23 protein-coding genes and 1 pseudogene are annotated in these 20,521 nt (G+C 72.0%); 7 read left to right on the forward strand and 17 right to left on the reverse strand.

What is annotated here, in order from left to right; genetic code table 11:
• The first annotated feature begins 1 nt into the window (after position 1).
• Together IEZ27_RS14200 and IEZ27_RS14205 are read left to right on the forward strand one after the other, a co-directional pair.
• Positions 2 to 1,069, forward strand: coding sequence for a sugar phosphate isomerase/epimerase family protein (locus IEZ27_RS14200; RefSeq protein WP_189647601.1), 1,068 nt, complete (start codon positions 2 to 4; stop codon positions 1,067 to 1,069).
• Entirely contained in the window at positions 1,066 to 2,307 is a 1,242-nt protein-coding gene (locus IEZ27_RS14205; protein ID WP_189647602.1) for a M24 family metallopeptidase, read from the forward strand. The genes IEZ27_RS14200 and IEZ27_RS14205 overlap by 4 nt, the downstream gene beginning before the upstream one ends.
• A 137-nt stretch (positions 2,308 to 2,444) precedes the next feature.
• Here the strand turns inward: IEZ27_RS14205 and IEZ27_RS14210 are convergent, their stop codons facing one another.
• Positions 2,445 to 2,822, reverse strand: coding sequence for a GntR family transcriptional regulator (locus IEZ27_RS14210; RefSeq protein WP_189647603.1), 378 nt, complete (start codon positions 2,820 to 2,822; stop codon positions 2,445 to 2,447).
• Positions 2,819 to 3,634 (reverse strand): hypothetical protein, encoded by an 816-nt coding sequence (locus IEZ27_RS14215; RefSeq protein WP_189647604.1) that lies wholly within the window; start codon positions 3,632 to 3,634, stop codon positions 2,819 to 2,821. Before IEZ27_RS14215 ends, IEZ27_RS14210 begins: the two co-directional genes overlap by 4 nt.
• 145 nt (positions 3,635 to 3,779) lie before the next feature.
• Here IEZ27_RS14215 and IEZ27_RS14220 point away from each other — a divergent pair, with 145 nt between their 5' ends.
• Positions 3,780 to 4,691: a hypothetical protein gene (locus tag IEZ27_RS14220; protein ID WP_189647605.1), complete on the forward strand. Its 912-nt coding sequence runs from the start codon at positions 3,780 to 3,782 to the stop codon at positions 4,689 to 4,691.
• 38 nt (positions 4,692 to 4,729) lie between these two features.
• Here the strand turns inward: IEZ27_RS14220 and IEZ27_RS14225 are convergent, their stop codons facing one another.
• The 7 genes from IEZ27_RS14225 to IEZ27_RS14255 form a co-directional block, all read right to left on the reverse strand.
• On the reverse strand, positions 4,730 to 5,140 hold the full coding sequence (locus IEZ27_RS14225; RefSeq protein WP_189647606.1) for a S26 family signal peptidase: 411 nt from the start codon (positions 5,138 to 5,140) through the stop codon (positions 4,730 to 4,732).
• Positions 5,137 to 6,975 carry an ABC transporter ATP-binding protein gene (locus tag IEZ27_RS14230; protein ID WP_189647607.1) on the reverse strand — a complete coding sequence of 613 codons (1,839 nt, stop codon included), beginning with the start codon at positions 6,973 to 6,975 and terminating at the stop codon, positions 5,137 to 5,139. Before IEZ27_RS14230 ends, IEZ27_RS14225 begins: the two co-directional genes overlap by 4 nt.
• Positions 6,972 to 7,520: a TlpA family protein disulfide reductase gene (locus IEZ27_RS14235; protein WP_189647608.1), complete on the reverse strand. Its 549-nt coding sequence runs from the start codon at positions 7,518 to 7,520 to the stop codon at positions 6,972 to 6,974. The genes IEZ27_RS14230 and IEZ27_RS14235 overlap by 4 nt, the downstream gene beginning before the upstream one ends.
• Positions 7,521 to 7,592: 72 nt before the next feature.
• Positions 7,593 to 7,760 (reverse strand): hypothetical protein, encoded by a 168-nt coding sequence (locus IEZ27_RS14240; RefSeq protein WP_185844634.1) that lies wholly within the window; start codon positions 7,758 to 7,760, stop codon positions 7,593 to 7,595.
• Between the two features lie 80 nt (positions 7,761 to 7,840).
• On the reverse strand, positions 7,841 to 7,999 hold the full coding sequence (locus IEZ27_RS14245) for a hypothetical protein (protein ID WP_189647609.1): 159 nt from the start codon (positions 7,997 to 7,999) through the stop codon (positions 7,841 to 7,843).
• 67 nt (positions 8,000 to 8,066) lie between these two features.
• Positions 8,067 to 8,234, reverse strand: a complete 168-nt coding sequence (locus tag IEZ27_RS14250) for a hypothetical protein (RefSeq protein ID WP_189647610.1) — start codon at positions 8,232 to 8,234, stop codon at positions 8,067 to 8,069.
• Positions 8,235 to 8,297: 63 nt separating this feature from the next.
• Entirely contained in the window at positions 8,298 to 10,991 is a 2,694-nt protein-coding gene (locus tag IEZ27_RS14255) for an AfsR/SARP family transcriptional regulator (RefSeq protein WP_189647611.1), read from the reverse strand.
• 77 nt (positions 10,992 to 11,068) lie between these two features.
• Here IEZ27_RS14255 and IEZ27_RS14260 point away from each other — a divergent pair, with 77 nt between their 5' ends.
• Complete coding sequence (locus tag IEZ27_RS14260; RefSeq protein ID WP_189647612.1) at positions 11,069 to 11,581, forward strand: MauE/DoxX family redox-associated membrane protein; 513 nt, start codon at positions 11,069 to 11,071, stop codon at positions 11,579 to 11,581.
• A gap of 80 nt (positions 11,582 to 11,661) precedes the next feature.
• Complete coding sequence (locus IEZ27_RS14265; RefSeq protein WP_189647613.1) at positions 11,662 to 11,844, forward strand: hypothetical protein; 183 nt, start codon at positions 11,662 to 11,664, stop codon at positions 11,842 to 11,844.
• Positions 11,845 to 12,631: 787 nt separating this feature from the next.
• On the opposite strand, the gene IEZ27_RS14270 is transcribed toward IEZ27_RS14265, so the two are convergent.
• On the reverse strand, positions 12,632 to 12,796 hold the full coding sequence (locus IEZ27_RS14270; protein WP_189647614.1) for a hypothetical protein: 165 nt from the start codon (positions 12,794 to 12,796) through the stop codon (positions 12,632 to 12,634).
• Here IEZ27_RS14270 and IEZ27_RS14275 point away from each other — a divergent pair.
• A complete protein-coding gene (locus IEZ27_RS14275) occupies positions 12,774 to 13,937 on the forward strand; it encodes a hypothetical protein (protein ID WP_189647615.1) in 1,164 nt (387 codons plus the stop codon). The two genes, IEZ27_RS14270 and IEZ27_RS14275, sit on opposite strands and share 23 nt — an antisense overlap.
• Before the next feature lie 103 nt (positions 13,938 to 14,040).
• On the opposite strand, the gene IEZ27_RS14280 is transcribed toward IEZ27_RS14275, so the two are convergent.
• Positions 14,041 to 14,475 carry a hypothetical protein gene (locus tag IEZ27_RS14280; RefSeq protein ID WP_189647616.1) on the reverse strand — a complete coding sequence of 145 codons (435 nt, stop codon included), beginning with the start codon at positions 14,473 to 14,475 and terminating at the stop codon, positions 14,041 to 14,043.
• A gap of 126 nt (positions 14,476 to 14,601) precedes the next feature.
• Positions 14,602 to 15,339 carry a hypothetical protein gene (locus tag IEZ27_RS14285; RefSeq protein ID WP_229823971.1) on the reverse strand — a complete coding sequence of 246 codons (738 nt, stop codon included), beginning with the start codon at positions 15,337 to 15,339 and terminating at the stop codon, positions 14,602 to 14,604.
• A 59-nt stretch (positions 15,340 to 15,398) separates the two neighbouring features.
• Here IEZ27_RS14285 and IEZ27_RS14290 point away from each other — a divergent pair, with 59 nt between their 5' ends.
• On the forward strand, positions 15,399 to 15,857 hold the full coding sequence (locus IEZ27_RS14290; protein WP_229823972.1) for an SGNH/GDSL hydrolase family protein: 459 nt from the start codon (positions 15,399 to 15,401) through the stop codon (positions 15,855 to 15,857).
• Positions 15,858 to 15,899: 42 nt separating this feature from the next.
• Here the strand turns inward: IEZ27_RS14290 and IEZ27_RS14295 are convergent, their stop codons facing one another.
• The 5 genes and pseudogenes from IEZ27_RS14295 to IEZ27_RS55495 form a co-directional block, all read right to left on the reverse strand.
• Positions 15,900 to 16,730, reverse strand: coding sequence for a carbohydrate ABC transporter permease (locus tag IEZ27_RS14295; RefSeq protein WP_189647617.1), 831 nt, complete (start codon positions 16,728 to 16,730; stop codon positions 15,900 to 15,902).
• Complete coding sequence (locus tag IEZ27_RS14300) at positions 16,730 to 17,674, reverse strand: carbohydrate ABC transporter permease (protein ID WP_189647618.1); 945 nt, start codon at positions 17,672 to 17,674, stop codon at positions 16,730 to 16,732. The genes IEZ27_RS14295 and IEZ27_RS14300 overlap by 1 nt, the downstream gene beginning before the upstream one ends.
• Positions 17,674 to 19,026: an ABC transporter substrate-binding protein gene (locus IEZ27_RS14305; RefSeq protein WP_189647619.1), complete on the reverse strand. Its 1,353-nt coding sequence runs from the start codon at positions 19,024 to 19,026 to the stop codon at positions 17,674 to 17,676. Before IEZ27_RS14305 ends, IEZ27_RS14300 begins: the two co-directional genes overlap by 1 nt.
• Before the next feature lie 8 nt (positions 19,027 to 19,034).
• On the reverse strand, positions 19,035 to 19,511 hold the full coding sequence (locus IEZ27_RS55490) for a discoidin domain-containing protein (RefSeq protein WP_379478688.1): 477 nt from the start codon (positions 19,509 to 19,511) through the stop codon (positions 19,035 to 19,037).
• 42 nt (positions 19,512 to 19,553) lie between these two features.
• Positions 19,554 to 20,396: pseudogene (locus IEZ27_RS55495) on the reverse strand (discoidin domain-containing protein); the annotation flags it as partial.
• Between the last annotated feature and the right edge of the window lie 125 nt (positions 20,397 to 20,521).

A 20,521-nucleotide genomic window follows, 5' to 3' on the forward strand; every position in this document is an offset into this window, starting at 1 on the left:
CATGCTGAAAGTCGGTGTCGACAGCTCCAAGTTCCCCGGGGCGCCGGAGAGGGGAGCGGTCTGGCTGCTGGAGCAGGCGGCCGAGCTCGGCCTGGACGGCGTGTTCTTCCGGTCGGTGCTCGAACTGAGCGGGACCCTCGACCCGGCGGAACTGCGTGACGCCATGCAGGCCGCGGCGGCGCTGGGCCTGCGGGTCGAGGCGGGGGTGGGGAAGGTGAACCCGTTCGCGAACCCCGAGTCGCCCGGGGTGCGCGCCCTCGGCGACGGCGACTACCTCCTCGGCCTGCGCCGGATGATCCTCGCCGCCGCGGACGCCGGCATCCGGGAGTTGTGGACCGCCACGGCGAACTACCAGTTCCGCCTCAGCGGCCTGTACGCCTGCGACCGCTTCCGTACCGACGTGAGCTGGGAGCGGCAGCTCGCCGCCGTCGAACGGTTCCTCGGCCGGGTCGCGCCGATCGCCCGGGACGCCGGCGTGCATCTCGACATCGAGACGCACGAGGAGATCACGACGTTCGAGCTGGTCCGGATCGTGGAGGCGGTGGGCGCCGACGTGCTCGGCATCACCTTCGACACCGCGAACGTGCTGGTGCGCTGCGAGGACCCGGTGCGCGCGATGCGCCGCGCCGCGCCCTACGTGCGGGCCACCCACGTCCGCGACGTCGCCCTGGCGTTCACCGACGAGGGCATCGGCCGTTTCCTGCTCCCGGTCGGCCAGGGCGTGATCGACTGGCCCGCGCTGCTCGCCCCGCTCGCCGGGCGCGACGTGATGCTCTCGATCGAGGGCGTCATCGGCAGCCGCGCCGAGATGTCGCTGCACATCGACGACGAACGCTGGTTGCGCGGGCATCCGGACCTGACCGCCGCGGAGGCCCTTGAGGTCGTCCGGCTGACCCGGGCGTACGAGGCTCGGGCCGCGGCCGGGTCCGCGCCCGGCCTGCGCCGGCTCAGAGGCCCGGTCGTCCCGGGCGAACCGCTCGAATTCATCAGGGAGAGCGCGCGCCGCCTGCGCGAGCTCGTGGCGTCGCTCCCGCCGTCAACCGAAGAGAGAACAGAGCCACGCACATGACCGACACCTTCGAAGAGACGACCAAGTACCCGACGCTGAGCCTGCGCGAGCGGGACCGCCGCTGGGACTCGATCCGCGCCCTGCTGGAACGTTCCGGGCTCGACGGGGTCGTCGTGTTCGGCTACGGCCGCGACTCCGCGGACTCCTACATCACCAACGAGGTCACCCACTCGGTCGTGTTGTTCACCCGTACCGGGGACCCGCTCCTGCTGGTCGGCGATGTTCCCCTCGGCCGCTTCGACGAGCCGGGCGCCCGCTGGGAACGCTGGGTCGAGGACTGGGCGCACGGCGAGCGGCTGGCCAACCTCGCCGCCGCGGTACGGGAACGCGGACTGGACCGGACGGCACTCGGCGTCGTGGGCCTGACCAGCCGGTTCGTCGGCGACTGGTCCGGAGTCATCCCGTTCGGCGAGTGGACGCGGGTGCTCTCGCTGCTGCCCGACGTCACCTGGGTCGACATCTCCGCCGAGTACGAGTCGCTCGCGCTGGTCAAGAGCGCCGAGGAGCAGGTCCTCCTGCGCCGGGCCGCGGAGCTCGGTGAGGCGGCCTGCGCGGCGTTCGTCGCGAAGGCAGGCGAGGGCGCGAACGAGCACGAGATCGTCGCCGCGTCCTTCCAGGCGATCATCGCCGGCGGTGGCTGGGCGCGCTGGCCGTTCATGCTGGAGCGCGCCGGAGCCTCGGGCTTCGCCTGGAACATCCCCGAATGGTTTGGCATGGGCGGCGCTCCGCACGTGCTCAAGCGCGGCGACACCATCGCGGCGGAGATCTTCGCGTTCTACGGAGGCATGGAGTCGCAGCAGCAGATCGACGTGTCGCTCGGCGAGCCGGACGCGCTGCTGCGCGAGCTGGAGGCGGTCTGCCGGGAGTCCTACGAGGCGGGCCTCGCCGCGCTGCGCCCCGGGCTCCGGTTCTCCGAGCTCGCGGCGGTGATGGAGGAGCCGCTGCACCGCTCCCGTACCTGGAACACCGGCCCGATGGTCCAGACGGTCTCGCCCCTCTTCAACAGCGCCACCCGCCTGCACCCGGAGGTCGACCCGGCGCTGTCGCGCCTGGAGAAGCTGCCGAGCGGCATGGGGCTCGACGGCGACTTCGAGATCACCGAGGGACACGCCTTCGCCTTCGAGCCGAACGCCGTGCGCGACGGCAAGCGTGTCTGCATCGGCGGCACCGTCCTGCTGACGGCGTCCGGTCCCGAAGAACTCAACACCATCCCCAACCACCTGAACGTGGTCGGCTGACCCGCCGGGGCGCCGCGGTCCACCGGGCCCGCGGCGCCCGCCAGGAGTGGGCTCAGGGCTTCGCGATGTTGTAGCCGTTCTGCTGAGCGGGCCTTCTCCGTCACCTCGTACCTCCCCCGGCCGCGGCCGGGGCGCGGTCATGGCGAGGCCGGTGCCACCGCGCCGGATGTCAGAGCCGCCTGGACGATGCGGATCGCCTCGGCCGCGTCGATGCCGACGCTGGCGATCACGGCGGCGTAGTCGGCGGCGGCCCGGCGGGCGCGTTCCCGGCCCTCTTCCCCGGCGGACGCCACGAACGAGCCCGCCCGGCCGCGCGTCTCGATCAGTCCCGCCTCCTCCAGCTCGCGGTAGGCCCGGCCGACCGTGTTGACGGCCAGGCCGAGGTCGGCCGCGAGGTGGCGGATGGTCGGCAGCCGGGCGCCCACGGCGAGCGTACGGTCCTGGATCTGCCGGGCGAGCTGGGCCCGCAACTGCTCGAACGGCGGGACCGGCGAGCCCGCGTCGATGACGATCATCGCAGGCCCACCGCGCGCCGCGCCGTGGCCGCGTACGACGGCGCCCTGACGTGGACGGCGACCAGGGCGAGCACCCCCAGCACCAGGAAACCCACCGAGGCGGCGCTCCACCACCCGGGCGCGAACCCGGACAGCAGCACCACCGGCAGCGCCCACAACACGGCCGGCGCGGAGCTCTCGCGCGCGTCCTCGATCCGCATGACGACGTCGGCCGTCAGCGAGACCTCGTCCTCGGCCACGACGGGCCGGGCCAGCATCTCGCGCAGTTGCAGGACGGCGCCGAGGGCGACTCCGGTCACGGCGACCAGCAGTACGACGGCGGCGTGCCGTGCGGTGCCCTCGGTGACGACCAGCGCGCTCACCCCCAGCGCGAACGCGCAGACGATGGTGGCGCCCGCCATGGCGGCGTGGGGCCGTCCGAGCAGGGCGGCCCAGCCGAGCTGCACCGGATGGGTCACCCGTCGCGGGAGTGCCGCTCCGGCGCGCCGGTCGACGCGCCGTACCCAGGCGTCCAGCAGCGTCTGGGTCAGCAGCAGTGCGACGATCGACCCGCTCAGCGCCAGCATCGGCACCAGCTGCGGTGATCCGGCCGCGTCGGAGGCTCCCGGCAGGGCGGCGACCTGCGCCAGGGAGGCCGCGATGATCAGCACGGCCAGCAGGACGCTGCCCAGCAGCCGTACGCGCCGCCGCACCGCCAGGCGCGTGGCCAGCAACGGCGTCGGCGGGCCGTCGCTCAGGCCGTGCCGCCGCAGCCAGGTCTCGGCGCTCCGGATGTCCGCCGACGGCGGTCCGGCGTCGGACGCGTTCGTCATGACCCCTCCTTTTGTCGCAAGCTTTGTAGCAACATGGTGCGTCATTGATTGCGACAAAGTCAACGCCCCGCAGGCTGTCGTCCCGATCTGGGGGCACAGGTTCGGAGGGATCGTGCATCGATGGCGTATGGCATGATCACCGGCTATGAGATGGCGAGCGACATCGGCGATCGTGCTCGGACTGACCGCGTTACCCGTCCCCGCGCAGGCGGCCGCGGTGGATGTGGTGGCTGCGGTCAAGCGGCTGCAAGGCCAGGGCGCCGCGGTGAAGGTCCATCAGCGGACCGACGCGGCATGGCCGGCGGATCCGCGTGTGGAGGCGTTGCCGACGAGGGAGTGCGGGCGGCGGGCGGACGCGCCCGTGGTGACCGGTGTGGCCAGGCTGGGCCGGGGTGGCGTGGTGGCCGCCGACATGAAACGCCAGGTGATCATCCAGGAATGCCCTCTGCGGTTCCTGAAGGAGGACGCCGCCGGCGGTGACCGACGGGCGGCCGACCAGGTCAAGGTCGCCTCGGCGGTGCACAGGGCACGTACGGTCGGTGGCCGTCTCTACGTCTCGGGGCCCGCCTACGGCAGCGGCGCCGGATGGCGTACCCTCGGCGGGGCTCCGGGCGGCGCGGCGCTCTACGGCGACCAGATCATCGACCCCTTCGACGTCGGCACCCTGAAGTTCCTCGTCAGTACGGCGACCATCAACCGGGCCGGCAGCCCGCTCTACGACGCCGACGGCCGTCGGGTCGGCAAGACCTGGGCCTACCGCGGTACGACCACCTTCGCCGCCCTGTTCCGCGCGTCCAAGCCGTTCCGTGACATGCTCGGCGGCCGGCTCGACCCGCAGGCCGGGAAGATCTCGTTCATGTGGGGCGTCCACACCGATCTCACCGGTAGGCCGATCACGGTCATCACGGTCTGGCGGACGGGAGAGGGCCATCGGCTGCGGGGAGCCACCGCCGCCACCCGGTACAGCTGGGGGGTCAAGGCCTCGATCCCCGCTCCCGCCACCGTCGGGCCCGGCCGGGACCCCTACAGCGACGACCTGGTCGACGCGTACAAGTAGAGGCCCGCTTCGGACGACCCCGGCCGGCGGGGGCCGCGCTATCCCATCTTGCGCAGGACCACGCCGAGCAGCCGGTCGGCGCTCAGGTAGCCCACCCGGCGCGAGTCGTGGGAGCGCGTTGGGTTGTCGCCCAGGACGACGATCCGGCCCGACGGCACCAGCGTCCCCGGAGCGTCACGCAGCGCCGGCACGTCCTCGCGCGGGATCGGGTCGCCGGGGACCGCGGCCAGTCGTTTGATGATCCACCGGCTCTCCTCCTCGGGACCTCTGCCGGAGAGCACGACCACCTGCCCCGGGCGCGCCGCCCGCGCCCGCCGTACCAGGACCCGCTCGCCGGGCAGGTAGGCCGGGAGCATGCTCTCCCCCTCGACGGTCACCACCAGGAACCGGACGCGCAACCACGCCAGCGCCAGCAGCGGCAGGCCGACGGCCACGGCGACCACGATCATCGCCGGGCCGCCAGATCGTCGACGTAGCCGCTGGCCTGGCGGGCGAACAGGGCGGCGTACGTGCCGTCCAGGGCGCGCAGTTCGGCGTGCGTGCCCTGCTCGGTGACGGCGCCGCCGGACAGCACGACGATCGTGTCGGCGTCGCGGGTCGCGCCGAGCCGGTGTGAGATCACCACGCTGGTACGCCCGGCCCTGAGCCGCGTGAGCCGGTTGTGGACCTCGTACTCGGCCTCGGCGTCCAGCCCGGCGCTGGGCTCGTCGAGGATCATCAGGTCGTTCTCGCGTCGCAGGAAGGCCCTGGCCAGCGCCAGGCGCTGCCACTGCCCGCCGGACAGGAGCACGCCGTCGGCCTCCTCGTCCTGCTCGGGGGCGAAGTCGCGGCTGAGCAGCGTCTCGTAGCCGTACGGGAGCGCCGCGAGGGCCTCGTGGACGCCGGCCTCCTCCGCCGCGAGCCGCAGCCGCTCCTGGTCCTCGGCGGCGGTCAGGTCACCGACGGCGATGTTGTCGCGCGCGGTCAGCTCGTAGGAGACGAAGTCCTGGAACACCGCCCCGATCCTGGCGCGCAGCGCCTCCGGCGGGACGTCGCGGATGTCCACCCCGTCCCACAGGATCGCTCCGCGGGTCGGGTCGTAGAAGCGGCACAGGAGCTTGATCAGCGTGCTCTTGCCGGCGCCGTTGCGGCCCACGAGCGCCACGGTCCGCCCGTACGGGATGAACAGGTCGACCCCGCGCAGCACCCAGGGATGCTCGTCGCTGTAGCGGAACCACACGTCGCGCAGTTCGATCCCGCGCCGCAGCGCGGGCAGCGCGACCGGGTCGGCGGGAACGGGCAGGCCGGGTCCCGAGCCGATGATCGTGACGTGGTGCTGGAAGATCAGCAGCTGTTCGTGTGCCATCGCGCCGGCCGACACCATCGTGCTCAGCGCCGCCTGCACGCCGGCGATCGCCGCCACGAACATCGACACGTCACCGACGCTCAGCCGTCCCTGCGCCGCCGCCAGGATCGCCCACACCAGCCCGATCCCGGCCACGATCGCGGCGGCGCCCGCCAGCCCGGCCTGGACGGCCGACTCCCGTCTGTCCATCCCGCGGCGGGCGGCGTAGGCCGCCCGGACCTCGGCCAGCATGCGCACCCGCAGGAACGCCCCGAGGTCGAACAGGCGGATCTCCTTGGCCGCGTCCGTGGTGGACATCAGCCGGGCGTAGAACATCTCCTTGCGCTCGACGGGTCCGATCCGCCACATCATGTCCACCCGCTGCCGGGACAGCCGCAACTCGATCAGCAGCGCGGGGATCGCCGACAGCAGCAGCAGGGCCGTGAAGACGGGGCTGATCAGCAACAGCGAACCCACGAAACCGGCCACGGTGATCAGGCTGCGCGCGGCCGACATGGCGGTGTCGATCAGCCGTCCGGGGTTGCTGGCGCTCTGCTGCGCCATACGCAGCCGGTCCAGGAAGGCCGGGCTCTCGAATCGCGCCAGCCCGGTGAAGCCGCACACGGCGGTGAACAGCTCGTCCTTGGCCCGCAGTGAGACCCGGCGGTCGACCTCACCCCGCAGATACTCCGCGGCGTGCGTGGCCGCCGCCGCCAGCGTCGTGACGACCGCGATCGCCGCCGCCAGTCCCGGCAGCCCCGCGGCGGACCCGTGGGCGATCCCGTCCAGCACGTCCTTGGTCAGCCAGGCCAGGGCGACCGGCGTGACGGCGCCCACCAGCGTGACCGCGACGTACGCCGCGACATGCGCGGGCGCCGCCCGGCACACCAGCCCGGCGCCGCGCGCCGCGCCCCGGGCCAGGACCCGGAACCCCGGCTGCTCGCGTCTGCCGCGTTTCATGCGGTGGATCCGGCGGGCAGCCGGGACACGCCGCGCACCCTGCCCTGGACGACGCCGCCGCCGACCTGGAAGAAGCTGGGGAAGGACCGGATCCCGAACGCCTCGCTGGCCGCCCCGCCTCCGTCCTCCAGCACCACCTGCGCGACCGGCGAGAGCGCGCGGACCATCGGCCGGGGGTCGCCGCCGTGGCCGTCGACCACGACCAGCACCCGCGACCTGTCCTGACCGGACGCCCACTTGACGAGCTCGGGGAGCTCCTTGCGGCAGGCGTCGCACTCGGCGGCCACGAACGCGACCACCGCGCCGTCCGGCAGCGCCCCAAGGGTCGTCCTGGCGCCGTCCACGGCCGTCACGTCGAAGTCGCCGACGCGGTCGCCGACGGCCAGGCCGCTCGACCCGGCCAGGCCGCCGGCTTCGAGGGTCTCGTACAGGACCTCGATCAGCTTGTCGTGTTCCTTCAGGCGCCGGACGACGCCCAGGGTCAGCACCAGGTCCATCATGCACAGCACACCGATGAGGGCGGCCACGGCGATCACGTACGGCACAGCACACCTCCGGGTCGAAAGGGTGGTGCCCGGCGGGGGCGCCGGGCACCGGTTCATCGGGGCAGAACCGCGCTAGCAGCGGTAGCGCGTGCAGATGCCGCAGCGGTAGGTCCCGTTGGGGTAGGAGCAGCACCAGGCCGCGTAGATGTTGCCGTTGCAGCAGTCGTAGCCGCAGTCGGTCGCGCTGGCGACGGTGTGCGGGGCGACCTTCTCCAGGAGCCGGTCCGCCCATCTGGTCACGATCTTCATCGAACCTCTCTTCGTCGGTGCGGGGGTCGACCGCGGCACGCGCCGGCGGTCTCGGTGATTTCTCGGCGCCTTCAGCGGGCCCTGTCCGCGAGTTCGGCGTCGACGAAGGCGTACAGCTCGTCGATCCGTCCGGTGTGGTCGCGCAGCCGGCGCACCACCGCCAGGGTCAGGGTCAGGTTCAGCACGCACAGCGCGCAGGCGAAGGCCACGAGAGCGATCGCGTACGGCACGGCCCACCTCCGGGTGCGGGGTGCCCGGCCGTCGACCCGGGCACGGGAACCACCGGCGTCGGCGCCACTACTGGCAGCGGCCGCAGTAGCGGCGGCCATTGGGGTAGTAGCAGCAGTACCGGGCCTGCGTCGGATTGGGACACGACGTCTCCCAGTCGCAGTCGGTGGCGCGGGCGACAGTGTGCGGGGCGACCTTCTCCAGGAGCCGGTCGGCCCATCGGGTCATGGCGCGCATGAGACCTCCTTTCGGATGTACGGATGGTCGCTCGCAGCATGCGCCGCCCGTCTCAGCGAAGTCTCAGCGGTTTCTCAACGCTCTGGCCTGCTCCCTGACCTCCTCCGCGCGGGCGTCGCCGAGCTCGTCGAACCACTCCGCCGCGCGCTTCCACGCGTCGAGCGCCGCCTCCGCCTCCCCGGCCAGCGCGTGCGTCTCGCCCAGCCTGACCAGCGTCTCCGCCGCCGGATACAGGTCGTCGCAGCCCCGCAGCAGCTCCGCGGCGCGTTCGTAGCAGGCCACCGCCTCGGCGTGGTGGCCCATGGCATCAAGTACGTAGGCGACGCTGTCCCAGGCGTGCCCCTCGCCCTGCGGGTATCCGAACTCGGCCAGCAGGCGCTGCGCCCGGCGGCAGTCGGCCAGCGCCTGCTCGTACTCGCCGCGCTGGGCGCGCCACCAGCCCGCGTTGTTCAGTGCCCGCGCCTCGCCGACGACGTCGCCGCCCTGCCTGAACAGCTCCATCGCCCGTACGGCGTGTTCCAGCTCCCGGCCCGGCCTGATCCGGCTCAGCGGGACGGTCAGCCCCAGGTGGACGTGCGCCTCAAGGGCCGGCTCGGTGAACCGGCGATGCAGCTCCAGCGCCCGCTCGAAGTGCGCCACCGCCTCCCGGTCGTGTCCCAGCTTGACGTGGGCGCGGGCCGTGGCGTTGTGGCAGCGCGCCGCGGCCAGCCCATCGTCGAGGCGCTCGGCCGCCGACAGCGCCACCGCCTGGACGTTGAGGATCTCGGCCCACGGGCCGCGCCGCTGCATGAACTCCGAGAACGCCCAGGCGAGCTGCCAGGTGTGCCGGTTCAGCCCGGCGCCGGTGGCCTCGGCGAGCAGCGCGGGCAGGGGCGGCGACTCCGCGGCGAACCAGCGCAGCGCCTGCGTCGCGCCGGCGAAGCGCTGCACCACGACGCCCGTGACCGGTGGTGGCGGGTGCAGCCGCTCCCGATGGGGATAGCAGGCGTCGCTCGCGGACAGGGCGGTGTGCACGTAGTGGTCGAGGAGGCGGCGCGTCGCCTCCTGGCGTACCTCCTGGTCGTCGGCCGCGCGGCCCTGCTCGGCCGCGTAGACGCGGAGCAGGTCGTGCAGGCGTACGCGGCCCTCCGCGCGCAGCTCGACCAGGTTCGCGTGGTCGAGCCGGTCGACCGTCTCCCGCGCGCGGTCGACCGGCAGCCCGGCCAGGCTCGCCACGGCCGCGAGCGACAGGTGCGCGCCCGATTCGCGGCCGAGCAGCCGGAAGAGGCGGGCGGCCGGTTCCGGCAGGTCGTGGTAGGAGCGGCCGAGCGCCCGGCGCAGGTCGATGGCCGGATCGGCGTGGACGAACGGCTCCAGCCCCGGACGCGCCAGATCGGCGGCGGTATCGGCCAGGGACAGCTCCGTCCTGCGTGACAGGCGGGCCGCGACGATCGCCAGCGCCAGCGGCAGGCGGCCGCACCGGCGCACGATCTGCCCGGCGGCCTCGGGCTCGGCCGACAGGCGTGCCGTGCCCAGCCGCGCCGACAGCAGCCCGCGGGCGTCGCCGTCCGGCAGGACGTCGAGGCGCAGCAGTGACGCGCCCGAGGTCACCGACAGGCCGGACAGGTCGGAGCGGGTGGTGATCAGCGTCAGACAGCCGGGCGCGCCGGCCAGCAGGGGACGGACCTGGGCCGCGTCGCGGGCGCCGTCCAGGACGACCAGGACCCGGCGGCCGGACAACACGCTGCGGAACAGCCCGATCTGCGCGTCGAGGCTCGCGGGCACCCGCCCCTCCGGCACGCCGAGCGAGCCGAGGAAGCGGGGCAGCACCGCGGCGGCGTCACTCGCGTCGAGGTCGGCGTGCAGCTGGCCGTCGGGGTAGTGCTCGCGGTGCAGGTGCGCCCAGCGCAGGGCCAGCGACGACTTGCCCACCCCCGGAGGGCCGTGGATCACGCGTACGGGAGCCCGCTCGCCGTCCAGCCGTTCCAGCTCGGCGGCCCGGCCGACGAAGCAGTCCAGGTCGAGCGGGAGCTGGGCGGGCGCCAGGGGCTTGGCGGCGCGGACGCCCTGATCGGGATGCAGCAGCCGCTGGTGGACGCGGTGCAGCTCGGGCCCAGGATCGACGCCCAGTTCCTCGGCCAGCAGGGCGCGTACGTCCGCGAAGCGGGTCAGCGCCTCGGCGGTCCTGCCCCACTCGTGCAGCGCCTCGATCAGCGCGGCCGCCACCGGCTCGTCCAGCGGGTACTCCTCGGCCAGCGGCGACAGCGCCGCCACCGCCGGTCCCGGATCGGCGCGGGTCACGGCGCGCGCCCAGCGCAGGCAGACCTCCTTGTGCTCGTCACGGAGAGCGCGGCGCGCCCGCTCGGCCCATTCGCCCGGCAGCCCCATGAGCGGCTCGCCGCGCCACAGCCCGAGCGCCTCGCCCAACGGCGCCTCCGGCTCGGGCACGGCCGCCGCCCGCTCGGCCAGGCCGCGGAACAGGACGAGGTCCACCGCCGTCTCGTCCACGTCGAGCAGGTAGCCGCCGAGCCGGCGCAGCACGTCGCCGTCGTCGCCCAGCACGTCGTGGCGGAGCTGCGTGATGATCGTGTAGAGGGTCTTCCTGGCGCCGTCGGGCACCTGCTCGCCCCAGATCCTCTCCTGCAGCGTCTCGACCGGTACGACCCGGCCGACCTCCCAGGCCAGAGCGGCCAGCGCGAGCGCGACCTGCGGGGGCCGTACCTGGCGGATCCGTGCCTCGCGTTCCAGTTCCACCGGCCCAAGCAACCGAATCAGCATGATCATTCGAGCCTAGCCGCGCAGTCATGGAGTCGGCGTTGAGAAATCGTTAAGACGGCCGGCGCACAATCTCGATCATGGGCTACGTCGAGGTGGGATGCCGCGTACTGCTGGTCACCGTCTTCGCGCTCGCGCTGTGGAGCAAGATCTCCGGACGTGAGCCGTGGACGCGGTTCGTCAGGTCGGTCAGGGACATGACGCCGTGGCGCTCGACCGCCGTCCCGGTCGCCGTCGCCGCGGGGGAGGCCGCGGTGATCGTGCTGGTGGCGACGCCCCTCCGGTGGGCGGGGGTGCTGGGGTTCGCGCTGGCGGCGGCGCTGCTCGGCTGCTTCACGGTCGCCACCGCCCTCGTCGTACGGCGGGGCGCGGCCGTACCCTGCCGCTGCTTCGGCGGCGCCTCGGAGACGCCCATGGGGTGGACGCACGTCATCCGCGACCTCGTCCTCACGGCGCTGGCCGTACTCGGCCTCGCGGCGTCGACGTCCTTCGGCATCGCCGACGTGGGGATGGCGTTGATCGCGGGGGTCGCCGGCGCGGCGCTCGGCCTGGTGATCACCCGTACGGACGATCTCGCCTCGCTGCTCCGGTAGCGGATGTCGTGACTTCTGTCATCTCCCACCCATGATTCCGGCATCTAACCCGAACCCCTCACCTCCGACAAGATCGAAGCATGACGAAGAACACGAAGAACGCCACCCCGAACTGGATCGCCGGCCTGGCCGCGGGCGTCGCGCTGGGCATGGGGCTCGGCGTCACCCTCCACAACCTCCTCCTGGGCCTCGCGATGTCGCTCTGCCTCGGCGTGGCCCTGGCCTACGCGCTCCCCGCCAAGGACACGCAGGACCAGCAGTGAACGATCCCCGCACCGGGAAGGCCGTCTCGGCCAGGTGACGCCACGAGCGACGGGCCCCGCGACCACGCGAGGGCCCTTCCGCTTTCCCCGGAGCCCACCCTGTACCAGTGAGAAGTGGTTGCGGCCGGCCGCCATCAATCAGAAAAGAAAAAATCAAATGAATTGATGGCACCTCCTTTCGGCGACATCCACTCCATCCGATCGTGTGCTGAGAAAAGCGCTGTTACCGATCCATGAGTGCCTGAGTTGTCGCCCGTGATTCACCGGCGACGAGAGCTCCCTGAAGAAGATTTCGGGGAACCTTAGCCGATAACATCGTATGTTGTCAGCCGGATGATGAAGACCAACAGGGCGATGCCTCCTAGCTGCGACGACCTGTCCCAGCGACCGGCCTGCCGGGCCGGACGCCCGGCCGTACGGCCGCCGGGCCCCGCTCTCGAACCGGACCGAGGGGAATCGAAGCACACCCTTCATCGGCCATTTACCCCTTCCTTGTGTGAAGTGATCATCATGGCTTAAGGTGTTCCGCGTCCGACGGACGGGCCGATAAGGCAAACAGCAAGGCGGGGCCGGACAAGGGCTTCGTCCTTCGTGTGTCACAGGCTCGGTCCGGCCGGAACGACTCGATTCATCGCCGAATACCACGGGGACCCCCTCATATGTCACCTCAGCATTTATTCCGGCCACGCCGCTTCCTGGTCAACCGCCTGATCAGATGGGGCGGCGTCTCGGCCGCCGCGGCTCTCGTCACCTCGATCCTGGTGACCGGGGCCGACACGCGGGACAGTCAGGCCGCCGTACGGGACGCCAGCAGGGTGGCGATGACCAGCGAGAACGCCGGCCTCGCCACGCCGACCGCGTCGCCCAGGCCGACCCGCAAGCGCAGGCCCACCCACAGGCCGACCCACAGGCCCACCGCCACCCCGACCGTGAAGCCGACGAAGACGCCCACACCGTCGGCCACCCCCACCAGGACCCCGACGACCAAGCCCACCCCCACCAAGACGCCGACGACGAAACCCACCCCCACCAAGACCCCGACGTCCACTCCCACCGGCACGCCGACCGGGTCGCCCCCGCCGTCCGGCTCCCCCCTCGGGGCGCGGCCCAACGACGGTTCGGGGTATTGGCCGGACTTCTCCAACACCGGCTACTCCCGAACCCCCGCGAACGCCGGCGGCCTCGGGCTGGGCGCCTATCCCGGCAAGCTCGCCGACTACGCGGCCGGCATGAGCCCCGACAAGCCGTTGCGGGTCGAGTACCCGGACAACAGCGTCATCTCCTTCAAGCGCTTCACCGCCTCGAAGGTGTACATCTACGGCGACAATCTCACGTTCGTGGGCTGCCTGTTCGAGGGCACGAACCCCAACGACAACCTGGTGCAGATCTACTCCGACACCAACATCAAGTTCCTGTACTCGACGTTCAAGCCCAGCTCCTACTCCACGCCTCCCGGCAACGACGGCAAGGTGTCGTCCGCGCACGCCAAGCCGGGCACGCCGTTCGACAAGTCGTGGCAGCTCATGACGACGATGAAGGAAGCCGTCGCCGTGATGGACCACAACGACATCTGGGGCAACGCCGGACTGATCATGGTGACCGGATATCCGGGCCGGCCCTCGACGTGGACGAACAACTACATCCATGACATGGCCGACACCGCCCGCGACGTCTACCACCATGACGGCATCGGCCCGCAGAGCGAGGGCAACGGCGGTCACATGATCGTCAACCACAACACCCTGGCGTCCCTGGGCAACACCAACGGCCTGGCGCTCCAAGGCAAGGGCGTCTACCAGGACGTCTCCGTCACGAACAACTACATCTCCGGATGGGGTTACGCCCTGAGCATCGGCACGGCCGACAACGCCAAGGACATCACCGTCTCAGGAAACGTCTTCTCGGCCGAACTCGACCAGCTGCACGGCTTCCTGTACGGCGGCATCTGGGGCGGCAAGGCCCGCGGCTCGACATGGCGCAACAACCGCATCCAGGCGCGCACCGGCGACGGCAACCGCGGCTACACGCCCGCCGACAACGCCAAGTACCTGTGGCCGGCCGGCACCGCGAACGCCACCGACTTCACCGGCTGACCCGCCTCGCGCCCGGCGCCCGCCCCTCGGCACCAGCCGGCGGCCCGGCGCCGGGCCCGATCGCGGCACAGCGCGTCGTGGCCGTACGAAGGGGCGAGCGGGTTCACTTCTGGCCGGGGAAGGCTGCGCGCAGGGCGGCGCCGCGGGTGATGAAGGCGACGCCGGCCAGGGCCAGCGCGGACAGGCCCTGGAGCACGGCGTACCAGGCGGGGCAGAGGCCGGGGATCAGGTCGACGCCGATGATCGCGATCGGCAGGATCGTGGAGAGGGTACGCACCCGGTCGAAAGCCTTGTACGACCCCTCCGAAGCGCGGACGGTCATCCGGTGCAGCAGCGGGGCGACCGCGAGCAGGACGGCACCCCGGATCCACATGAACGCGCTCGCCTCCTGGCCGGTGAACGCCATCACCGCGACCACCCCGAGGACGACGGCCCCGACCACGCCGAAGAGCGTGACGCACTTCTTCACGGTGGCAAAGGCGTCCTGGACGCGGGCGTCGCCGAGGTGGGCGGTCGTGGCGTCACCGATGTTCGTCATGATCTGTCTCCTTTAGGTCGTTGCGTGAACGATGCTAGGGAGCACCCGATCAGCCCGGTATGGGCTTGGCCGTACGGGCGGGTGGGGCCAGACCCACTCCTGTGGCCGGCATGAACGGGCCGTTCGTCATGGAGAGCGGAACGCTGTACGCGCCGCGTTCACCGCCGCCCGCGTGTCCAGCTCCCAGCCCTTCGTGTACGCCGCCGCGAACCCGTCCTCGCCCAGCGCGGCCCGACCCCGGCGGGTGAGCTCGCGTACCTGCGGATCGGTACGGTCGTGCGTGCCCCGCAGCCGCGCGGCGGCCCCGAGCAGGACGGCCGACTCCCGCTGCCGCCCGCGCGCTTCCGCGAGCGCGGCCGCGTTCACCGTCACCAGCGACAGGATCGGCAGCTCCCGGGTCGCCAGCGCGGCCGCGTACGACTCCCGCAGCGCCTCCTCCGCGCCGGACGGATCGCCCAGCGCCAGCCGGAGCGTGGCGCGCGCCCCGGCGACCAGCGTCCGGGCGTGGTCGGAGGGGAACGCGGTGTCGCCGCGCAGACCCCGTTCGGCGTCGCCGAGCAGGCCGGCGGCCCGGTCCAGGTCGCCGAGCCGCACCCGGACGTCCGCCTCCCGCGCGTCGACCAGGACCAGCAACTCCGCCGAGGACGCGCGCAGCGCCCGCTCCCGGGCCGAGTCGATCATCGCCAGAGCCCGGCCGGTGTCGCCGCGCCGGACGTGCACGTCGATCCGGCGCAGGTCGCCGTAGAGCTGGTCGCCGAGGCTGAGCGAGCCGAACTCGCCCGCCGTCGTACGGGACTCGCGCAGGTCGGCCAGCGCGCCGTCGAGGTCGTCGTACCGCCGCAGCCGGGCGCGCATCGGCAGCACGGCGGCCCGCCCCCCCAGCGGTCACCGACCTGCCGGAAGCGGGCCAGGGCCGCCTCCACATGGCCGTGCGCCCGGTCGAGCGCGCCCGCGTTCTCGGCGATCTCGGCCTGGAACATGTGGGCCAGCCCGGACAACCACACGTCGGCACCGTCGCTGAGGCCGAGTTCCTGAAGAGGTTCCCCGGCGCGCCGGTCACGACGGACGACGTCATCGCCGGTTACCTCCGGCTGATCGCCCGGACCCGCGAACGCGGCGTGAAGGTCCACGCCACCACGATCGCGCCGTACGAGGGCGCGGAGATCCACACGCCGGAGGGCGAGCGCGCACGTCGTACGGTCAACGAGTGGATCCGCACCGGCGGCGCGTTCGACGCCGTGCTGGACTTCGACGCCGTCTGGCGCGACCCGGACCACCCAGGCCGGATCAGGGAGGACTTCCATTGCGGCGACCACCTGCACGGCAACGACGCGGGCTACCGGGCCCTGGCCGACTCCGTGGACCTGTCGCTGTTCGGCTGACGGCTGCCGAAGCCCGAGCGGGAGCGTGACGGCCAGACCCTTCTACTTGCCGGCGCCCAGCGTGAGGCCGGTGATGATGCGGCGGGCCAGGACCAGGTAGAGCGCGAGCATGGGGAGGACGACGATGGCGACGCCGGCGATCAGGCCGCCGTACTCCGACTGGTAGGTGGCCGCGCCGTAGAAGGTGAACAGGGCGCGGGCCAGGGTGAAGCCCGCGTTCTCCTGGATGAACACGATGGCCAGCAGGGTCTCGTTCCACAGGCCGATGGCGTTGAGGATGAGCGCGGTCACCATGCCGCCGCGGGCCAGCGGCAGGGTGATCGAGACGAACGTGCGCAGCGGGGAGGCGCCGTCGAGGGCCGCCGCCTCCTCCGTCTCCTCGGGCAGCGTACGGAAGAAGCCGGTCAGCAGGAACACCGTGAACGGCACCGACAGGGCCACGTAGAGGAGATAGAGGCCGAACAGGCTGTTGGTCAGCCCGAAGTCGGACAGGCCGACGAAGAGCGGGATGATCACGGTCTGCACGGGGACGCCCATGCCGAGCGCGAGGAAGCCGGTCAGCGGCCCCGATCCGCGTACGCCGAACCGGCTGAGGGCGTACGCGGCGGGCGCGGAGACCGCCACGATCGAGACCGCGGCCGCCGCCACCAGGACGACGGTGACGAGGAAGGCGTGGCCGAACTCGGCCTGGTTCCAGGCGTAGAGGTAGTTGCGGAACGGGTTGCCCCTGGCGAACCAGGTGCGCGGCAGCCCGAACGGATCCCGGAAGATCTCCAGCGGGGTCTTGAACGACGCCGCGACCAGCCAGTACAGCAGCAGCACGTTGAGCCCGGTGAACAGCCAGACGGCCGTCCTGCCGGCGATCCTGAGCATCAGTATTCGAGCCTCTCTCTGCGCATCACCCTGCGCAGCGCGGTCACCAGCACGGTCACCAGGACGATCATCACGACCGCGCAGGCGCACGCGGTGCCGTACTCCGGCGTGCCCTGGGTGCCGAAGGACCGGTCGTAGACGTAGACGGCCAGCGTCCAGGTACGGCTGGGGGGCGAGTAGGTGCCGGGGCCCGCGAGTACGAACACCATCTCGAAGATCTTGACCGCGCCGATCGTCCAGAGCACGCCGGCGATGCCCACGACGTCCCAGGTCAGCGGGAGCGTGACGGCGCGGAACTGCTGCCAGGGGGAGGCGCCGCACAGTTCGGCGTCCTCGTACAGGTAGGGCGGGATGCGGTCGACCGCGGCCATCATGATCGTGATGTAGAAGCCCGCGCTGGCCCACATCAGCGCGCCCATCACGACCCAGGTGACGTTCTCCGGACGCAGGAACCGGGCCGCGGGCAGACCGAACGACTCCAGGAGGAAGTTGGCCAGCCCCTGCCGCCCCGGGTTGTAGGTGAACACGAACCCGAAGAACATGCCCAGCGCGACCGGCGCGACGATGTTGGGGAAGAACAGGATCGCCCGGACGGTCTTGGAGGCCCGCATGCCGCGCAACACCATCGTGAACAGGAACGCGAACACGAACGTGCCGGTCCCCCCGACCACGATGTAGCCGAGCGTGTTGACGAAGGCGTCGCGGAACGACTCGCTGCCCAGCAGCCTGCCGTACTGCTCCAGACCGACGAACGTGACCGGACCGGCGCCCGACCAGCGGGTGAAGCCGAGCACCACGGTGGCGAGGGCGGGGCCGACGAGGAAGACGACGTACAGCGCGAGGGCGGGCAGCGTGAACGGCCAGAACAGCCGCCGCCGGTTGCGCAGGTGCGGTGTGGCGGCGGCGGGCAGGGCGCGCCTGCCCGCCGCCAGGGCCTGTGCCATCAGCCCTGTGCCTTCCAGAACGCGGCGGTCGCCGTGACCAGCCGGTCCACGAAGGCGACGGGGGTCAGCTTGCCCTTGAGCAGGTCGTTGTCGGCCGGGAAGAACACCTGCTCGGCGAACTTGCCGTCGGCGACGCCGTCCAGCCCGTCCATGAACAGGGTGTGCTTCTTGGCCGGGTTCTCCAGGGCGGCCTTGAGGTCGGTGAGGTCGGACGGGACCGGCAGGTCGGTGCGCGGGGTGAGGCTGTCGGCGACCGCGGGCAGACCGGCGAGCAGGTCGCGGGTGAGGAAGTAGGCGATGAACGCCTTGGCCGCCTCGGGGTGCCTGGCCTTGGCGGTGACGCCGAACGCCACCTGCTGCACCTCGATGACGTCGTGGGTGGCGCCGTCCGGCATGGGGAACTGGAAGGAGCCGTAGTCGATGTCCTGGCCGCCGCCCTGCTTGGTCAGGTACTCGCGGGTCTCCGTCGGGCCCCAGCTGCCCATGAACAGGTACGTGGCGTCGCCGTCGGCCCAGCGCTGCTGGATCTGCGGGAACTTGCCGGCGTCCCAGCCGTCCACCAGGTGGGCGGCGATCCCGGCGGTGTGCTCGGCGGCCTTGAGGAAGCCCGGGTCGCTCTTCCAGAGTCGCCCTGTCGGGTCCTGCGCGGCCCTGGCCAGCCCGCCTGGGCCGACGTACCGGGTGGCGAGCTGGTCGAAGAACCAGGCGGCGTAGTAGCCGATGTCGCCGTCGAGCGCGACGGACCGGTCGCCGAACAGCGTGTACAGGTCCTTCATGGTCGCGGGCGGCTTCAGGCCCGGGACCTTCTTCTTGTCGTACCACCAGGCGTTGCCCATGACGAGGTACGGCACCGCGAACGGTTTGCCCGCCTCGTCCTTGATCGCCGCGCTGTCCCTGTAGGCGGCGGGCAGCACGTCGCGGACCACGCCGTCGCCGGTCTTCAGGTTCAGCACGTCGTCCAGCGGGCGGGTGCCGCCGGCCGAGGCGATCGCGGCCTTGATGTTGGTGAGGTCCTGGTCGAACAGGTCGGGCACGGTGTCGGTGTTGAGCGCGGGTAACAGGTTCTGCCGCAGGTAGGCGCGGCCCAGCCATTGGATGGTGACCTTGACGCCGGTCTTCTTGGTGAAGCAGTCGGCGGCGTACCGCAGGACCTTGCCCTGCGGCTCGTCCTTGGTCCACATCGACCAGTAGGTCAGCTCCTTGTCCGTGGCGGGCCTGGTGCCGGCCTCGGGGCAGGGGGTGGTGAAGTACGCGGCCGCCGTGGGAAGCGAGAACTCCTCCTCGGCCGGCGCCGCCGGGCCGCCGCAGGCGGTCAGGGCCAGCGCGAGGACCGCGATGGACGTTCTTCTCATCTGTGCTCCTAATGGACTTCCAGCTCGGCGAGCTGCATGTGGTAGGGGGCGGTGCGCTGGATGGTCCCGACGACCCTGACGTGCCGGGTCGTGACGGGCGCGAAGGAGAAGGTCTGCGCCGAGGCGTCCGGTTGCGGGTATCCGGTCCTGGTGGCGACGGTGGTCCAGGCGGAGCCGTCGGCCGAGACCTGGATCGTGAAGTCCACGGGGAAGCCGCCGCCGGTGTTCTCGCCGTCCGACCTGGCGTACAGGTCGACCCGGGAGACCCGGCTCGGGCCGCCGAGATCGACGGCCGCCCACTCGGTACGCCCGGCCGCGCCCGGCAGGCTGCTCCAGCCCATCGAGTACCAGAGCGCCGAACGCGAACCGTCGGTGAGGTCGGCCCGCAGCCACCCCTCGTCCAGGTACTCCACCGAACTGGACGCCGTCACCGGGCGGCCCGCCGCGAGGTTGCCGCCGGCGCCCTCGATCTCGGCCAGTTGCATGTGGTAGTGCCCGAGCTGGTCGGTGCCGAGGTTCGTCCCGGTCACCTTGATGTACCGGACGTCGGCGGCCGGGAAGGGGAAGGTCTGCGCGCCCGCGCCCGGCCTGGGGAATCCGGTCCTGGTGGCGACCGTCGCCCAGGACGATCCGTCGGCCGAGACCTGGACCGTGAAGTCCACCGGGAAGCCGAGGCCGGTGTTCGCGCCGTCGGAGCGGGGATAGAGGTCCACCCGGCTCAGCGGCCTGACGCTGCCGAGATCGACCTGCACCCATTCGGTGTGGTTGGCGCCCATGTTCGCCGCGGAACTGCTCCAGCCGACACCGGTACGGGCGCCGTCCACGGCGGCGGGGGCCGACCAGCCGTCGCCGTCGTAGGAGCTGGAGGCGGTCACGGTACGCCCCTCGGCCGGGTTGGTCTCCGGGTTGACCCGTACGTTGTCGAAGCGGGCGCTCGCGCCGCCGGTCACCAGGGCCAGGCCGCCCACCGGGTAGGCGTCGTCGGTGACCGTGAGCACCTTCCTCGCCCCCGCGAACACGGTGATGGTCCCGCCGCGGGCGGCCACCCGCAGCCTGGTCCACTGGCCCGCGGCGTACCCCGGCACGGCGGCGGTGCCGAGCTGGACGCCGCTGCGGTAGACGAAGACCTGGCCGTTGTCGCGCAGCGCGACCAGGTAGCCGGTGTCCATGTCGGTGGCGTTGAGGTTGCGGACCATGAGCCCCGCCCAGTTGGTGTCGCCGCCGTCGGCGTTCACCCCGGTGATGCGCACGTCGGCCGCGGCCACCACGTCGCGGTAGGCCCGGCCCTCCAGCGCGGCCGTGGTGCCCCACTTGGCGGAGGAGTCGGACTGGACGTACTCGCCGCCGGCCACCGACCAGGCGCCCGCGCTGTGCCGCCAGCTCGTCTCACCCGCGGCGAAGTCGTCTGCGTACGGGAAACGCAGGTCCGGGCCCGGTGAGACGAGCGCGTCGAGGATCTGCCGGTGCCGGTTGTCGACCTCGGTGCCACTCTGCT

It is taken from the genome of Nonomuraea spiralis, assembly GCF_014648435.1.
GTDB lineage: Bacteria > Actinomycetota > Actinomycetes > Streptosporangiales > Streptosporangiaceae > Nonomuraea > Nonomuraea spiralis.

What these genes read in the sequence shown, in the direction of transcription:
- IEZ27_RS14300 (WP_189647618.1), bottom strand. Translation starts at nt 17,674, where the DNA reads ATGGCACAGGCCCTGGCGGCGGGCAGGCGCGCCCTGCCCGCCGCCGCC.
- IEZ27_RS14220 (WP_189647605.1), top strand. Translation starts at nt 3,780, where the DNA reads ATGAGATGGCGAGCGACATCGGCGATCGTGCTCGGACTGACCGCGTTA.
- IEZ27_RS14250 (WP_189647610.1), bottom strand. Translation starts at nt 8,234, where the DNA reads ATGCGCGCCATGACCCGATGGGCCGACCGGCTCCTGGAGAAGGTCGCC.
- IEZ27_RS14280 (WP_189647616.1), bottom strand. Translation starts at nt 14,475, where the DNA reads ATGACGAACATCGGTGACGCCACGACCGCCCACCTCGGCGACGCCCGC.
- IEZ27_RS14205 (WP_189647602.1), top strand. Translation starts at nt 1,066, where the DNA reads ATGACCGACACCTTCGAAGAGACGACCAAGTACCCGACGCTGAGCCTG.
- IEZ27_RS14295 (WP_189647617.1), bottom strand. Translation starts at nt 16,730, where the DNA reads ATGCTCAGGATCGCCGGCAGGACGGCCGTCTGGCTGTTCACCGGGCTC.
- IEZ27_RS14210 (WP_189647603.1), bottom strand. Translation starts at nt 2,822, where the DNA reads ATGATCGTCATCGACGCGGGCTCGCCGGTCCCGCCGTTCGAGCAGTTG.
- IEZ27_RS14260 (WP_189647612.1), top strand. Translation starts at nt 11,069, where the DNA reads ATGGGCTACGTCGAGGTGGGATGCCGCGTACTGCTGGTCACCGTCTTC.
- IEZ27_RS14230 (WP_189647607.1), bottom strand. Translation starts at nt 6,975, where the DNA reads ATGAAACGCGGCAGACGCGAGCAGCCGGGGTTCCGGGTCCTGGCCCGG.
- IEZ27_RS14305 (WP_189647619.1), bottom strand. Translation starts at nt 19,026, where the DNA reads ATGAGAAGAACGTCCATCGCGGTCCTCGCGCTGGCCCTGACCGCCTGC.
- IEZ27_RS14290 (WP_229823972.1), top strand. Translation starts at nt 15,399, where the DNA reads ATGGCCGTGCGCCCGGTCGAGCGCGCCCGCGTTCTCGGCGATCTCGGC.
- IEZ27_RS14215 (WP_189647604.1), bottom strand. Translation starts at nt 3,634, where the DNA reads ATGACGAACGCGTCCGACGCCGGACCGCCGTCGGCGGACATCCGGAGC.
- IEZ27_RS55490 (WP_379478688.1), bottom strand. Translation starts at nt 19,511, where the DNA reads ATGCAACTGGCCGAGATCGAGGGCGCCGGCGGCAACCTCGCGGCGGGC.
- IEZ27_RS14200 (WP_189647601.1), top strand. Translation starts at nt 2, where the DNA reads ATGCTGAAAGTCGGTGTCGACAGCTCCAAGTTCCCCGGGGCGCCGGAG.
- IEZ27_RS14255 (WP_189647611.1), bottom strand. Translation starts at nt 10,991, where the DNA reads ATGCTGATTCGGTTGCTTGGGCCGGTGGAACTGGAACGCGAGGCACGG.
- IEZ27_RS14225 (WP_189647606.1), bottom strand. Translation starts at nt 5,140, where the DNA reads ATGATCGTGGTCGCCGTGGCCGTCGGCCTGCCGCTGCTGGCGCTGGCG.
- IEZ27_RS14265 (WP_189647613.1), top strand. Translation starts at nt 11,662, where the DNA reads ATGACGAAGAACACGAAGAACGCCACCCCGAACTGGATCGCCGGCCTG.